We start from the raw sequence: 14,999 nt of genomic DNA, 5'->3' as shown, positions 1-14,999 counted from the left end.
GTTCCTCTCGGCAGGTGCGGGGTGCGCCGACCTCAGCATACGTCGGTGCCCCGGCCGGGCCGATTGTGTGTTTCGGGCGCTGACCAGGTAATGTTCTCCCCGTCAGCACGCGCCGCTAGCTCAGTTGGTTAGAGCAGCTGACTCTTAATCAGCGGGTCCGGGGTTCGAGTCCCTGGCGGCGCACCGACAGCGCGAAGACCTCCCTCCGGGGAGGTCTTCGGCGTTTCCGGCCCGTCTCACTCCGCGGGCAGTTCGTTGACGCACAGCACGTTGCCGTCCGGGTCCTTGAACCAGGCGGCCCGCATCCCGTCGGCCTCGGCCACCCCGTCGAGGGTCTTCAGCCCCGGCTGGTCGTACTCCTCGAACACCACGCCTCGGCCGCGCAGTTCGGCCATCTCGGTGTCCAGGTCGGCGACCTTCCAGCTGGCCAGGGTGTGGCCGGCCCGTCCGCCGTACGGCGTCTCGTACATCCCGAACTCGGTGCTTCCGCTGCGGAAGGCCACCTCTCCGGTGCCCTCCCGGGACAGGGTGAGCCCGAGCGTGTCGCGGTAGTACCGCTTGGCCCGCTCGAGGTCGGTCACCGGGATCACCGCGAGCAGGGGCGCGTCTGCCAGCATCGCCACCACCTCCTTCCCCTCCAGGCTAGGCGCGCCGCCCCGGCCGGTCGACCAGCGGCGGCCCGGCCCGGAGGACGACCGGAGCCGCCCGCCCCCGCCAGGGGCGACCGGCTCCACGTTCCACCACTGCCGACCGGGCTCAGACCCCCCTCCCCCACAGCCCGGCGCCAGCCGCCCGCCCCGCCTCCCCCACAACAGCCGGAACCGGCCACCCCCGCCAGGGGCGACCGGCTCCACGTTCCACCACTGCCGACCGGGCTCAGCCGAAGTAGCTGTGGAAGTTCTTCGAGAACTCGTTCCCGTTGTAGTTGTCCCAGTTGATCGACCAGGTCATCAGCCCGCGCAGGTTCGGCTGCTTGCCGGCCCGCGGGGTGTAGGAGCCGCAGCTGGTGCCCTTGGTGAGGCAGTCCAGCGCCTGGTTGACCACGGCCGGGGCGACGTAGCCGTTGCCGGCGTAGCTGTTGGCGGGCATGCCGATCGCGACCTGCGAGGGCTTGAGCGCCGGGAACACGTTGTTGGTGTTGCCGGCCACCGGGAAGCCGGTGAGCAGCATGTCGGTCATCGCGATGTGGAAGTCCGCGCTGCCCATGTTGTGGTACTGGTTGTCGAGGCCCATGATCGAGCCCGAGTTGTAGTCCTGGACGTGCAGCAGCGTGAGGTCGTCGCGCAGGCCGTAGATGACCGGCAGGAAGGCGCCGGCCCGCGGGTCCTGGCCGCCCCAGGGGCCCGAGCCGTAGTACTGGTAGCCGAGCTGGACGAAGAAGGTCTCCGGCGCCATGGTGAGCTGGAACTTCGCGCCGTACTTGGCCTTGAGCGTCTTGACCGCGGAGATCAGGTTGGTGATCACCGGGGTGGTCGGGTTCTTGAAGTCGGTGTCGCCGGTGTTGAGCGACAGCGAGTGGCCCTCGAAGTCGATGTCGAGGCCGTCCAGGCCCCACTTGTCGATGATCGCGGAGACCGAGTTGACGAAGTTGTCGCGGGCGGCGGTGGTGGTGAGCTGCACCTCGCCGTTCTGGCCGCCGATCGACAGCAGGACCTTCTTGCCCTTGGCCTGCTTGGCGGCGATGGCCGCCTTGAAGTCGGCGTCGGACTCGACGCCGGGGCACTCGGTGGCCGGGCAGCGGTTGAAGTGGATGGTGCCGCCGGTGATGGAGTCCGGCTCGCCGAAGGCCAGGTCGATGATGTCCCAGCTGTCGGGGACGTCGGCCATCTTCAGGTAGCCGGCGCCGTTGGCGAAGCTGGCGTGCAGGTAGCCGACCAGGGCGTGGCCGCCGGGCGGCGGCGGGGTGGTCGGCGAGCTGGAGGTGGACGGGCTGCTGGAGGGCGACGCCGAGGCGGAGGGGCTGCCGGACGGCGAGGCGGAGGCGGAGGGCGAGGGCGAGGCCGACTTGGAGGGGCTCGCGCTGGCGGAGGGCGAGGCGGGCGCGCCGGGGCCGTCCAGCGAGACGTCGTCCGCGTAGTAGGTGCCCTGGCCGTACCAGCCGTGGGTGAAGACGGTGGCGGAGGTCTGGGTGGCGGTGGTGGTGAAGCTGACCGAGAGCTTCTGGTAGCCGCCGCCGGTGCTCGGCGTCCAGGTCGAGGCGCCGCCGTTGACGCCGAGGTAGACGTAGGCGCCGTTGACGTACGCGCTGAGCGTGTACGTGGTGTTGGGGGCGACCGCGACGGTCTGGACGCACTGGGCGGTGTCGGACGCGGACGCGGCGCCCGCGAGCGCGTAGCTGCCGGTGCGGGCGTGGCCGGTGACCACGGAGCCGGTCGAGCCGGTACAGGTCCAGGGGTTCAGTGCGTTGGTCTCGAAACCGCCGTTGACCAGGAATTCTCCGGCCGATGCCGACCCGGCCAGGCCGAAGCTGAGCGCGACGGCGCCGGCGGCGGCCACCGCCCAGGCGGTTCCGGCGGCGAGCAGCCGCTTCCTTCGGGGAGTACGCATGTGGGGATGCTCCTGCCTCTGTGTGGGGGACGCCCTCCTCCGTCCGCCAGGCTGTGGGGTTCCCGGCCGGGTCATGCCGCCGCACCGGCACCCACCCAGGGAGTTGGACTAGACCACTGAACCGGCTGTGACTCCTCCCTGTCAATGGACGGGAGAACACGGTTCACTGACCCGCCGTCAGCCGCTCCGGACTCCGTACGCCCACCCGCCCGGCCGCCCGCCCGGCCCGGCCGCGTTTGCGGGCCCCGGCCGCCGATCGAACCATGGAAGGGTGTCCGGATACCTGCGGTACCCCCATGTACGCGGCGGTCTGCTCGCCTTCACCGCCGAGGACGACGTCTGGGTCGCGCCGCTCGCCGCGGACGGCGGGGTGGGGCGGGCCTGGCGGGTGAGCGCGGACCGGACCAGGGTGAGCCACCCGCGGCTGTCGCCGGACGGGGAGGTGCTGGCGTGGACCAGCTGGTTCGCGCTGACGCCGGAGGTGTTCACGGCGCCGGTGGGGGGCGGTCCGGCGGTGCGGCTGACGTACTGGGGCAGCCAGGACACCCGGGTGCGCGGCTGGCTGCCGAACGGCGAGGTGCTGGCGGTGACCTCGTACCACGAGCCGTTCGCGCACTACGCCTGGGCGTGGGAGCTGCCGCCGGACGGCGCGCCGGGGCGGCGGATGCCGTGGGGGCCGGTCGCGGACGCGCAGGTCGGCGAGGGGCACACGGTGCTGCTGACCGACGCGGCGCCGCACGAGCCCGCGTTCTGGAAGCGCTACCGGGGCGGCGCGACCGGCCGGCTCTGGGTGGACCACGACCTGCTGCTGCCCGGCCTGCCCGGGCACCTGGCCTCGCCGATGCCGGTGGCCTGCGCCGGGGGCACCCGGATCGCGTTCCTCTCCGACCACGAGGGCGTCGGCAACCTGTACTCGGTCCGCCCGGACGGCACCGGCCTGCGCCGGCACACCGACCACGCCTCGTACTACGCCCGGGAGGCCGCCACCGACGGCGTCCGGGTGGTCTACCAGCACGCCGGGGACGTCTGGCTGCTCGACTCGCTGGACGCCCCGGCGCCGCGCCGCCTGGAGGTGCCGCTGGGCGGCGCCCGGGCCGGGCGGCGGCCGTACCAGGTGAGCGCGGCCAACAACGTCAAGGACCTGGCCTGCGACGCGACCGGCCGGGCCGGGGTGCTGAACGTGCGCGGCGCGCTGTACTGGCTGACCCACCGCGACGGCCCGGCCCGGGTGCTGGCCGACACCCCGGGCGTGCGCTGCCGGCTGCCGCTGGTGCTCGGCTACGGCAACCAGGCCGCCTGGGTCACGGACGCGGACGGCGCGGACGCGATCGAGATCGCCGCCCTGCCGGGCCGGGACGGCGCGGCGGACGAGCGCCCCGCGGACCGGCGGATCGCGGGCGGCCGGATCGGCCGGGTGCAGGAGCTGGCCGCCGCCCCGGACGGCGGGCGGCTGGCGGTGGCCTGCTCGGACGGGCGGCTGCTGCTGGTGGACACCGCGGACGGCGCGGTCACCGAGGTCGCCGCGTCCCGGTTCGGCCCGGTCTCCAGCCCCTCGTTCTCCCCGGACTCGCGCTGGCTGGCCTGGTCCGAGCCGGTCGCGGGCCGCTCGCTGCGGGCGATCCGGCTGGCCCGCACCGACCGGCCCGAGGAACGGGTGCACGTCACCGGCGGCCGGTTCGAGGACGAGCACCCGGTGTTCACCCGGGACGGCCGCTTCCTGGTGTTCCTGTCCTGGCGCGGCTTCGACCCGGTGCACGACGTGCACACCGGCGACCTGTCCTTCCCGCTCGGCTGCCGCCCGTACCTGGTGCCGCTGGCGGCCGGCACCCCGTCGCCGTTCGCCTCGCCCGCCGAGGGCCGCCCGCCGGTCGGCCTGGACCCGGAGGAGGCCACCGGCGACGGCACCGTGCACGTCGACCGGGAGGGGCTGAGCAAGCGGCTGGTGCCGTTCCCGGTGATCGCCTCCAAGTACTCGGCGACGGCCGCGGTGCGCGGCGGCGTGGTGTGGCTGCGCTGGCCGATCTCCGGCGCGCTCGGCCAGACCTTCGCCCACCCGGAGGACACCTCGGGCCGCCCCGCCCTGGAGTACTTCGACCTGGCCCGGGGCCGCCGCACCACCCTGGTCGAGCAGTTGGACGGCTTCGCGGTCTCGGCGGACGGCTCGGCCCTCTCGGTGTTCTCGGCCGGCGCGCTCAAGCTCTACCCGCTGGCCGCGCCGACCGCCCCCGTCCCGGTCGACCTGCGCCGGATCACCCACACCGTGCACCCGGCCGCCGAGTGGCGGCAGTCGTACTTCGAGGCGGCCCGGATCGTCGCCGACCAGTTCTGGGACGCGGGCATGTGCGGCCTGGACTGGCCCGCGCTCACCGAGCAGTACGCCCCGCTGCTGGAGCGGATCGCCTCCCCCGACGACTTCGCCGACCTGCTGCGCGAGCTGCTCGGCGAGCTCGGCACCTCGCACGCCTACGTCACCCCGGCCCGGCGCGGCGAGGGCCCGGCCATCGCCCAGCAGCCGCTCGGCCTGCTCGGCGCCAACGCGCACCGCGCCCCGGACGGCCGCTGGCTGGTCGACCGGATCCTGCCCGGCGAGTCCTCCGACCCGAAGGCCCGCGCCCCGCTGGCCGGCCACGGCCTGCACGACGGCGACGAACTGCTCGCGGTGGACGGCCGCCCGCCCGACCCGGTGCGCGGCCCGACCCCGCTGCTGGCCGGGACGGGCGGCAGCACCGTCGAGCTCACCCTCCGGCACGACGGGCGGGTCCGGCGGATCGCGGTCACCCCGCTCACCGACGAGCGCCCGATCCGCTACCAGGACTGGGTGGCCAGACGGCGGCACCTGGTCCGGGAGTTCAGCGACGGCCTCTGCGGCTACCTGCACATCCCCGACCTCGGCGGCTCCGGCTGGGCCCAGTTCAACCGGGACCTGCGCTCCGAGCTGGCCCGCCCCGCGCTGGTGCTGGACGTCCGGGGCAACGCCGGCGGCAACGTCTCCGAGCTGGTCCTGGAGAAGCTCCACCGCCGGGTCCTGGCCTGGGACTTCACCCGCGGCCGGCAGCCCGTCCGGTGGCCCCGGGACGCGCCGCGCGGCCCGGTGGTCGCGCTCGCCGACCACGCCACCAGCTCCGACGGCGACGTCATCATCACCGCGATCAAGGCGCTCGCCCTGGGCCCGGTGGTCGGCACCCGCACCTGGGGCGGGGTGGTCGGCATGACCGGGCGGCACGCGCTGGGCGACGGCACCCAGATCTCGGTGCCGAAGAACGCCAGCTGGTTCACCGGCGGGATCGGCTTCTCGGTCGAGAACCGGGGCGTCGACCCGGACGTCGAGGTGGTCCGCACCCCGCGCGACTGGGCCCGCGGCGCGCACACCGACCTGTCCGCCGCCGTCGACCTCGCCCTCACCCTGCTCGCCGCGACCCCCGCCGCCGCGCCCCCGCCCGCCGGCACCCCGCGCCCCGACCTGCGCCGCCCGCCGCTGCCGCCCCGGCCCTGAGACGCGCGCCCGGACGCCGGGGGCCGGGCCCCGCCGTCAGGGCCGGGCCGGGCCGCGGTAGGGCAGGGTCTGGCGGTAGACCACGCTGGTGGTGGTGGAGCCGAAGGCGCAGAGCTCGTCGACCAGGGTCTCCAGGTGCGCCATGGAGGTGGCGGCGAGCTTGAGCGTGTAGCAGTCGTCCCCGGTGGTGCGCAGGCACTCCAGGATCTCCCGCCGCTCGGCGAGCAGCCGGTGCAGGGGCTGGTGGCGGCTGCCGGCGTACTTCAGCCGGACCACGGCGAGCACCGGGTAGCCGACCCGGCCGAGGTCGACCGCGGCGTGGTAGCCGGTGACCACGCCCCTGGCCTCCAGGGCGCGCACCCGCTCGGCGGTGGCCGACGGGCCGAGGTTCACCCGGCGCCCCAGCTCGCTGAGCGACAGGCGGGCGTCCGCCTGGAGCTGCCCGATGATCGCCCAGTCGATGTCGTCGAGATCCCCGGTCATCCGGCGATCCTACCGGGCAATCCCCGGCGGAACGGGCCGAACACCGGGGATCGGCCATTCACCGGCCGACCTTCGCCGGGATAGCCTCGCCCCATGCAACTGGGCGTCAACGTACCGAACTTCGGCCCCGGCGCCGATCCCGGCGTGCTGCGCGGATGGGCGCGCACCGTCGAGGAGCTGGGGTACGACCTGCTCATGGTCTCCGACCACGTGGCGATCACCCCGGACGTGGCCGAGCGCTACCCGGAGCCCTTCCACGAGCCGTTCACCACGCTGTCCTGGCTGGCCGGCCTGACCACCCGGGTGCGGCTGGGCACCACGGTGCTGATCCTGCCGTACCGGGACCCGCTGCTGACCGCCCGGATGGCCGTGGGCCTCGACCGGCTGAGCGGCGGCCGGCTGGTGCTCGGCGTGGGCACCGGCTGGGCCCGGCAGGAGTTCGCGGCGCTCGGGGTGCCGTTCGCCGACCGCGGGCGGCTGACCGACGCCTGCCTGGAGGTGCTGCGCGGGAACGGGCCCGCCGGGTCCGGCGCGCCCCCCGGCGCCGAGCGGATACCGGTCTGGGTCGGCGGGCACGGTCCGGCGGCGCTGCGCCGGGCCGCCCGGTTCGGCGACGCCTGGCACCCGCTGCGCCTGACCCTGCCCGCGATGCGGGCCGTGCTCGCCGCGCACCCGCTGCCGGGCTTCGCCCCGCGGATCGCGTTCCGGCTGACCCCGGACCCGGTCACCGGCGCCGACCGGCCCGCCGGGACCGGCACCCTGGAGCAAGTACTGGACGACCTGCGGCAGTTGCGCGCCCTGGGCGCGCAGGCCGTGGTCCTCGACCCCTACCACGGCGACCCCGAGCGGACCCGCCGGCCGGAAGCGGCCTGGCGGGACCTGGCCGCCGTGGCCGCCCACCGGAAGGACACCGCGTGATCACCCCCGCCGACGAACCACTGCTGCGCCGCGCCATCGCCCTGGCCGCCCGGGCCGTCGCGTCGGGGGACGCCCCGTACGGCTCGCTGCTGGCCGCGCCCGACGGCACCGTCCTCGCCGAGGCGCACAACACCGTGCGGCGGGACGCCGACATCACGGCCCACCCGGAGCTGAAACTGGCCCGCTGGGCGGCCCGCGAACTCGACCCGGCCGAGGCCGCCCGCACCACCCTGTACACCAGCTGCCAGCCGTGCGGGATGTGCGCGGGCGCCCTGGTCCGCTCCGGCCTGGGCCGGGTGGTGTTCGCGCTGGCCACCGAGCAGTTGGTGGCGCTCGACCCGGCCTCCGGCGACCGTCCCGCCCTGGTCGAGGACGGGCCCGCGCTCTTCGACGAGGCCCGCGCCCCGATCGAGTCCTACCACCGTCCGACCGCGTAGCCACCGTCCGACCGCGTAGCCACCGCCCGCGCGGTCCCGGCGGCGGCGGGTCAGCCGGTGTGCCGGGCGCGGCGGCGCAGGACGTACAGGACCGCGCCGCCCGCGGCGAGCAGGACGGCCGCGGCGGCGGCCAGGACGCCGGTGCCGGTGCCGCCGCCGGTGGAGGCCAGCCGGGCGGACGCGGCGGCGGCGACCGGCGCCGGGGCGGTGGTGGCGGCCGTGGCCGGGACGGTCGGGGTGGCGGCGGTCGGGGTGGCCGGGGTGGCCGGGGTGGCCGGGGTGGCCGGAGTCGGGGTGGCCGACGTGGTGGGGGCCTTGGTGGGCTCCTTCGTCGGCTCCTTGGTGGGCTCGACGGCCGGGGCCGCGGCGGGCAGGTCGAGGAGGTTGCTGCTCAGGCCGCGGTCGCCGTCCGCCGCGCCGAGGGCCGACACCGAGAGCGACTTGATCTGCCGCGCCACCGCGGCGGAGGTGGTGATCTCCAGGTCCACGGTGGTGGTCGCGCCGTCCGCCAGCGGGAGGTTCAGGGTGTCGGTGGCGACCCAGATCGACGGGTCGCAGCCCATCCGGGTGGGCAGCTCGACCCGGCTGCCGCCGTGCACCCGGGTCACCGTGGTGTTGCCGGTGTTCATGACGCCGAGCTGGGTGAACAGCACCGGCACCACCGAGACGTTCCGGTACGCGGCCCCGGTCCGGTTGGTCTCGGTGATCCGCACCCGGTAGGTCGCCCGGTCGCCGTGGACGGTCGGCTTCGCGTCGCCGCTCAGGTGGAGCGCCACCGTCCCCTGGTGGGCGGGGCCGTTCTCGACCGGCGTCTCGCCCGGCAGCTTCACCGCTCCGTCGGCGCACGGGACGACCGGCCTGTCGTCCGCCCACGCGGTGCCACCGGCCGCGGTGGTGGCGGCGAGCATCAGCGCGGCGACGGCGGCGGCCTTCGTCACGGAAGCGGTGGGCGGCGCGGTCCGGCGGGTGTTCATGGTGTTCCCCCCAAGGGATACGGGTGGTGCGGCTGGATGCGGGAGGCGCGTCCCGGCGGCCGGGTTCCCCCTCGGCCCGCTCGGTCGCGCAGGGAAAACAATTCCAGCTCGACGTCCCTGCGACGTACACCTACTGTCACCGCCGTGTCACAGCGTCCGGCGGGGTGCCGGGCCGGGGCCGGGGCCCGTGTCCGGCCCCGGCCCGGGGTGGGTGCGGATCAGCCCCAGGGGTCGCCCTCGGAGATCATCCGCTCGGCGGCGGCGCGGTCCTCGCGCTCCTGCCGGATCCGGCGCTCCGCGTCGTCGCGGGCCCGTTCGACCGGGTCGGCGAAGGCGTCGGCGGCCTCGTCGCGGGCGAGGGCGGCGCGTTCGGGCGGTTCGGTGGCCGGCGGGTCGGCCTCCTGCGGTCGGGACCTGTCGAAGATGCCCATGTCTCCTCCTCGGGTGGGCGCTCCCCCTTGCCACCGTACGCCGGAGGGACGGGCCCGGCGGGCCCGTCCCTCGTGCGTGCGGACGGTCAGGAGGACTCGCCCTCCTGGTGCTGCTGGTCGTCCGCGGACTCCTGGCCGCCCGGCATCACGCCCTCGGCCTGTTCGCGGGCCTTCTGCTCGGCCTCCTCGGCCTTGGAGCCGTGGTCGCCGAGCGCCGACTTCGCCTGGTCGGCGAGGTCCTTGGCCTTGTCCTTGAACTGGTCACTCAGGCCCATGTCTCCTCCTGGGGGTGTCGCGGACAACGGGCTGGGTCCACCCTGCCACCGGCTCCGGGCGGTCGCACCCGGAGGACCCGGCGCTCACCCGTCCGGCGCAGGACCGCTCCCGCCCGGGGTCCGGGGCGAACTGCCGTGCCGGGCACCGGAGAAGGCCGTTGGTCCCGGGTGGGCGGCGGCCAACGGCCGTAGCGGTGCGACGCCGCGCCGACAGAGGGTGGGGGCGTCAGGCCGAGTCCCGGCAGCGCCGCCGGGGCGATCCCGCAGCCGCACCCCCCAAGAGGTGAGCGCGCCATGTCCAGCGACCAGTCCCCCGCTGCCGAGACCACCGACGAGAACACCGCCGAGAACGCCCCCGAGACCACCGACGGGAACACCGCCGGGAACACCGCCGAGAACGCCCCCGAGACCACCGACGGGAACACCGCCGGGAACACCGCCGAGAGCGCCGCCGAGGCGGCCGCCGCCGTCGACGTGCTGGTGCGCAACGGCCGCAGGGCCCTGCAGGAGTACTCCGGTCTCACCCAGGAGAAGGTGGACCGGATCGTGAAGAAGGCGTCGCTGGCCGCGCTGGCCGCGCACACCCGGCTGGCGGCGCTGGCGGTCGAGGAGACCGGGCGCGGGGTGTTCGAGGACAAGGCGGTGAAGAACGTCTTCGCCTGTGAGAACGTGGCGCACTCGATGGCGGGGATGAAGACCGTCGGCGTGATCTCCCGGGACGAGATCGACGGGATCACCGAGATCGCCGAGCCGGTGGGCGTGGTCGCGGGCGTCACGCCGGTGACCAACCCGACCTCGACCACCATCTTCAAGGCGCTGATCGCGCTGAAGACCCGCAACCCGATCGTCTTCGGCTTCCACCCGGCGGCGCAGCGCTGTTCGGCGGAGGCGGCCCGGATCGTCCGGGACGCGGCGGTCGCGGCGGGCGCCCCGGCGCACTGCGTGCAGTGGATCGAGCAGCCGTCGACGGCGGCGACCGGCGCGCTGATGCGGCACGAGGACGTGGCGACGATCCTGGCCACCGGCGGCAACTCGATGGTGCGGGCGGCGTACTCGTGCGGGAAGCCGGCGCTGGGCGTGGGCGCGGGCAACGTGCCGGCGTACGTGGAGAGGAGCGCGGACCTGGCGCGCGCGGTGAACGACATCGTGCTGTCGAAGTCCTTCGACAACGGGATGGTCTGCGCCTCCGAGCAGGCGGTGATCCTGGACGCGGAGGTGTACGACGCGGCGCTGGCGGAGTTCGGCCGGCTGAAGGCGCACCTGGCGACGCCGGAGCAGAAGGCGCTGCTGGAGGAGTACGTGTTCGGGGTCGGCGCGGGCGCGGACCGCGCGGGCGCGAGGCTGAACGCGGCGGTGGTGGGGCGGTCGGCGCCGGAGATCGCCGCGGCGGCGGGCTTCGAGGTGCCGGAGGAGACCTCGGTGATCCTGGTGGAGGTCGGCGAGGTCGGCGAGGCGGAGCCGCTGACCAGGGAGAAGCTGTGCCCGGTGCTGGCGGTGCTGCGGGCGGAGGGCCGGGTGCAGGGGCTGAAGCTGGCGGCGCGGATGGTGGAGTTCAACGGGCTGGGGCACTCGGCGGCGGTGCACACCGAGGACGCGGCGTTCGTCGAGGAGTTCGGCGCCGCGGTGAAGGCGTGCCGGATCATCTGGAACGCGCCGAGTTCGCAGGGCGGCATCGGCGACGTGTACAACGCGTTCCTGCCCTCGCTGACCCTGGGCTGCGGCAGTTACGGCCACAACTCGGTGGCGGGCAACGTCTCGGCGCTGAACCTGCTCAACGTCAAGCGGATCGGGCGGCGCAACACCAACATGCAGTGGTTCAAGGTGCCGCCGAAGATCTTCTTCGAGCGCCACTCGGTCAAGTACCTGGCCGACATGCGCGGGGCCCGCCGGGTCGTGGTGGTGACGGACCGGACGATGGTGGAGATCGGGCACCTGGACCGGGTCCGGGACGTGCTGGGGCGGCGCACCGAGCCGGTGGAGGTGCGGGTGGTGGACTTCGTGGAGCCCGAGCCGAGCATCGCGACCGTGGAGCGGGGCGCGGAGCTGATGCGGGACTTCCGGCCGGACACCATCGTGGCGCTGGGCGGCGGTTCGCCGATGGACGCGGCGAAGGTGATGTGGCTGCTGTACGAGCACCCGGAGGTCGAGTTCGCGGACCTGAAGGAGAAGTTCTTCGACATCCGCAAGCGCGCCTTCGCCTTCCCGGACCTGGGCGAGCGGGCCAGGCTGGTGTGTATCCCGACCACCTCGGGCACCGGCAGCGAGGTCACCCCGTTCGCGGTGATCACCGACCCGGAGACCGGCCAGAAGTACCCGCTGGCGGACTACGCGCTGACCCCGACGGTGGCGATCGTCGACCCGGCGCTGACCACGGACCTGCCGCCGGCGGTGACCGCGGACTCCGGCTTCGACGCGCTGACGCACTGCATCGAGACGTACGTGTCGGTGTACGCCAACGACTTCACCGACGGGCTGGCGCTGCAGGGCGTCCGGCTGGTGTTCGAGAACCTGCGGGCGGCGGTCGAGGACGGCCCGAACGACCCGGTGGCGCGGGAGCGGATGCACAACGCGGGGACGATCGCGGGCATGGCGTTCGGCTCGTCCTTCCTGGGCGCGGTGCACGCGATGGCGCACACCCTGGGCGCGACCTTCCACGTGGCGCACGGGCGCGCCAACGCGCTGCTGCTGCCGCACGTGATCCGCTGGAACGGGTCGGCCCCGTCGAAGGTGACCGGCTGGCCGAAGTACCGCAGCTACGCGGCGCCGGAGCGCTACCGGCAGATCGCCCGGACGCTGGGCCTGCCGGCGGACACCCCGGAGCAGGGCGTGGAGTCGCTGGCGGCGGCGGTGGAGGAGCTGCGCGAACGGGTGGGCATCCCGCGGTCGTTCAAGGAGGCCGGGGTGGACGAGGCGGCCTTCCTGGCGGCGCTGCCGCAGCAGGCGATGAACGCCTACGAGGACCAGTGCGCGCCGGCCAACCCTCGGATGCCGATGCTGCGGGACATGCGGCGGCTGATGACCCAGGCGTACTACGGCGAGCGGGCGGTGTGACGGAAGGGGGACCAAGGTCCCCCGGATCGAGGACCTTCCGAGCCCGTGCGACTTCGTGAAAACATTCACGATGGTGCTCATAGGCGAAGACGGCGGGAGCGGGAGCAATGAGCACTCAGCACGCGGAACACACCCTGAGCGGTGCGTGGGACGGCTTCAAGGGCGGCCTGTGGCGGGACGCCGTCGACGTCCGGGACTTCATCCAGCAGAACTACACCCCCTACGAGGGCGACGGCGCCTTCCTGGCCGGCCCGACCGGGCGGACCACCCGGATCTGGGAGCGGATCACCGCGCTGTTCCCCGAGGAGCGCGCCAAGGGCGTCCTGGACGTCTCGTACGACACGCCCTCGACCATCACGGCGCACGCGCCCGGGTACGTCGACCGGGACGAGGAGCTGATCGTCGGCCTGCAGACCGACGCCCCGCTGAAGCGGGCGATCATGCCCAACGGCGGCTGGCGGATGGTCGCGGGGGCGCTGGAGACCTACGGCTACCCGGTCGACCCGGAGCTGGAGAAGGTCTTCACCCGGTACCGCAAGACCCACAACGCGGGCGTCTTCGACGCCTACACCCCCGAGATCCGGGCCGCCCGCAAGGCGGGCGTCGTCACCGGCCTGCCGGACGCCTACGGGCGCGGCCGGATCATCGGCGACTACCGGCGGGTCGCGCTGTACGGCGTGGACCGGCTGATCGCCGCCAAGCACGAGGAGAAGGCGTCGCTGGACGCCGCGCCCCGCGACCCGCGGGCGCTGGAGGAGACCATCCGGGAGCGCGAGGAGCTGGCCGAGCAGATCCGCGCCCTGGCGGAGCTCAAGGCGATGGCCGCGAGCTACGGCCACGACATCTCCGGCCCGGCGGCCGACGCCCGGCAGGCGATCCAGTGGCTGTACTTCGCCTACCTGGCGGCGGTGAAGGAGCAGAACGGCGCGGCCATGTCGCTCGGCCGCACCTCCACCTTCCTGGACGTCTACCTCGAACGGGACCTCGCCGCGGGCCGGCTGACCGAGGAGCGGGCCCAGGAGCTGGTCGACGACTTCATCGTCAAGCTGCGGATCGTCCGCTTCCTGCGCACCCCCGAGTACGACGAGCTGTTCTCCGGCGACCCGACCTGGGTCACCGAGTCGATCGGCGGGATCGGCGCCGACGGCCGCCCGCTGGTCACCCGCACCTCGTTCCGCTACCTGCAGACCCTGTACAACCTGGGCCCGGCGCCGGAGCCGAACATGACGGTCCTCTGGTCGCCGAAACTCCCGCGGGGCTTCAAGGAGTTCTGCGCCCGGGTCTCGATCGACACCTCCAGCGTGCAGTACGAGTCGGACGAGCTGATGCGCCCGCGCTCCGGCGACGACACCGCGATCGCCTGCTGCGTCTCCGCGATGGAGGTCGGCAAGCAGATGCAGTTCTTCGGCGCCCGGGTCAACCTCGCCAAGACGCTGCTGTACGCGATCAACGGCGGCCGGGACGAGAAGTCCGGCGCCCAGGTCGGCCCGGCCACCGGGGCGATCGAGTCCGAGGTGCTGGACTACGACGAGGTGCTGGAGCGCTTCGACCGGCAGCTGGAGTGGCTGGCCGAGACGTACGTGCACGCGCTGAACGTCATCCACTACATGCACGACAAGTACGCCTACGAGCGCCTGGAGATGGCCCTGCACGACCGGGCGGTGCGCCGCACCATGGCCTGCGGCATCGCCGGGCTGTCGGTGGCCGCGGACTCGCTCTCCGCGATCCGGTACGCGCGGGTGCGCCCGGTGCGCGACGGGAGCGGCCTCGCGGTCGACTACCTGGTCGAGGGCGACTACCCGGCGTACGGCAACAACGACGACCGGGCCGACGAGCTCGCGGTGCGGCTGGTCGAGGAGTTCATGCGCAAGGTGCGCAAGCACCCCACCTACCGGGGCGCCGAGCACACCCAGTCGGTGCTGACCATCACCTCCAACGTGGTGTACGGCAGGAAGACCGGCGCCACCCCGGACGGCCGGCGGGCCGGCGAGCCGTTCTCGCCCGGCGCCAACCCGATGAACGGGCGCGACACCCACGGCTACGTGGCCAGCTCGCTGTCGGTGGCGAAACTCCCGTACGACGCGGCCGAGGACGGCATCTCGCTGACCAACACCGTCACGCCCGACGCGCTGGGCCGCACCCCCGAGGAGCGGGTCCGCAACCTGGCCGGCGTGCTGGACGGGTACACGGCCGTCGGCGGGTTCCACATGAACGTCAACGTGCTGGACCGGGAGACCCTGCTCGACGCGATGGAGCACCCCGAGAAGTACCCGCAGCTGACCATCCGGGTCAGCGGCTACGCGGTCAACTTCGTCCGGCTGACCAGGGAGCAGCAGCTCGACGTCCTGAACCGCACCTTCCACGGCTCGCTCTGAGCCCGCCCCGCCGAC

At 74.0% G+C, this 14,999-nt stretch carries 11 protein-coding genes and 1 tRNA gene; 6 read left to right on the top strand and 6 right to left on the bottom strand.

All coding sequences use genetic code 11. The features are described 5' to 3' along the window. Nucleotides 1–109 precede the first annotated feature (109 nt). Nucleotides 110–183, top strand: a tRNA-Lys gene (locus ACIQVD_RS28210). 53 nt (nt 184–236) lie between these two features. Here the strand turns inward: ACIQVD_RS28210 and ACIQVD_RS28205 are convergent. Both ACIQVD_RS28205 and ACIQVD_RS28200 read right to left on the bottom strand, forming a co-directional pair. Beyond that, on the bottom strand, nt 237–617 hold the full coding sequence (locus ACIQVD_RS28205) for a VOC family protein (RefSeq protein ID WP_400680053.1): 381 nt from the start codon (nt 615–617) through the stop codon (nt 237–239). A 259-nt stretch (nt 618–876) separates the two neighbouring features. Next, nucleotides 877–2,547: a chitinase gene (locus ACIQVD_RS28200; protein ID WP_402292076.1), complete on the bottom strand. Its 1,671-nt coding sequence runs from the start codon at nt 2,545–2,547 to the stop codon at nt 877–879. Nucleotides 2,548–2,818: 271 nt separating this feature from the next. Here ACIQVD_RS28200 and ACIQVD_RS28195 point away from each other — a divergent pair, with 271 nt between their 5' ends. Next, nucleotides 2,819–6,040 (top strand): S41 family peptidase, encoded by a 3,222-nt coding sequence (locus tag ACIQVD_RS28195; protein WP_402292075.1) that lies wholly within the window; start codon nt 2,819–2,821, stop codon nt 6,038–6,040. A 36-nt stretch (nt 6,041–6,076) separates the two neighbouring features. Here the strand turns inward: ACIQVD_RS28195 and ACIQVD_RS28190 are convergent, their stop codons facing one another. Beyond that, nucleotides 6,077–6,523, bottom strand: coding sequence for an Lrp/AsnC family transcriptional regulator (locus ACIQVD_RS28190; RefSeq protein ID WP_400680060.1), 447 nt, complete (start codon nt 6,521–6,523; stop codon nt 6,077–6,079). Nucleotides 6,524–6,616: 93 nt separating this feature from the next. Between ACIQVD_RS28190 and ACIQVD_RS28185 the strand changes: the two genes are divergently transcribed. Beyond that, a complete protein-coding gene (locus ACIQVD_RS28185; RefSeq protein WP_402292074.1) occupies nt 6,617–7,441 on the top strand; it encodes an LLM class flavin-dependent oxidoreductase in 825 nt (274 codons plus the stop codon). Then, on the top strand, nt 7,438–7,878 hold the full coding sequence (locus ACIQVD_RS28180; protein ID WP_400680064.1) for a nucleoside deaminase: 441 nt from the start codon (nt 7,438–7,440) through the stop codon (nt 7,876–7,878). The genes ACIQVD_RS28185 and ACIQVD_RS28180 overlap by 4 nt, the downstream gene beginning before the upstream one ends. A 50-nt stretch (nt 7,879–7,928) precedes the next feature. Here the strand turns inward: ACIQVD_RS28180 and ACIQVD_RS28175 are convergent, their stop codons facing one another. The 3 genes from ACIQVD_RS28175 to ACIQVD_RS28165 form a co-directional block, all read right to left on the bottom strand. Then, the gene (locus ACIQVD_RS28175) at nt 7,929–8,852 is read right to left on the bottom strand and encodes an LPXTG cell wall anchor domain-containing protein (protein WP_402292073.1); all 924 of its coding nucleotides are present in this window, start codon (nt 8,850–8,852) and stop codon (nt 7,929–7,931) included. A gap of 218 nt (nt 8,853–9,070) precedes the next feature. After that, nucleotides 9,071–9,283, bottom strand: coding sequence for a hypothetical protein (locus ACIQVD_RS28170; protein ID WP_100838156.1), 213 nt, complete (start codon nt 9,281–9,283; stop codon nt 9,071–9,073). 86 nt (nt 9,284–9,369) lie between these two features. After that, complete coding sequence (locus ACIQVD_RS28165; protein WP_111553407.1) at nt 9,370–9,558, bottom strand: hypothetical protein; 189 nt, start codon at nt 9,556–9,558, stop codon at nt 9,370–9,372. A 294-nt stretch (nt 9,559–9,852) separates the two neighbouring features. On the opposite strand from ACIQVD_RS28165, the gene adhE reads away from it, so the two are divergent. Beyond that, complete coding sequence (gene adhE / locus ACIQVD_RS28160; RefSeq protein WP_402292072.1) at nt 9,853–12,609, top strand: bifunctional acetaldehyde-CoA/alcohol dehydrogenase; 2,757 nt, start codon at nt 9,853–9,855, stop codon at nt 12,607–12,609. Nucleotides 12,610–12,716: 107 nt separating this feature from the next. Beyond that, on the top strand, nt 12,717–14,984 hold the full coding sequence (gene pflB, locus ACIQVD_RS28155; protein ID WP_402292071.1) for a formate C-acetyltransferase: 2,268 nt from the start codon (nt 12,717–12,719) through the stop codon (nt 14,982–14,984). The last annotated feature ends 15 nt before the right edge of the window (nt 14,985–14,999 follow it).

This window comes from Kitasatospora sp. NPDC090308, assembly GCF_044769485.1.
In the GTDB taxonomy this organism is placed as follows: Bacteria; Actinomycetota; Actinomycetes; order Streptomycetales; family Streptomycetaceae; genus Kitasatospora; species Kitasatospora fiedleri.
The sequence above is the reverse complement of the archived record's forward strand: the minus strand, read 5'-3'. Positions and strand labels throughout refer to the sequence as shown.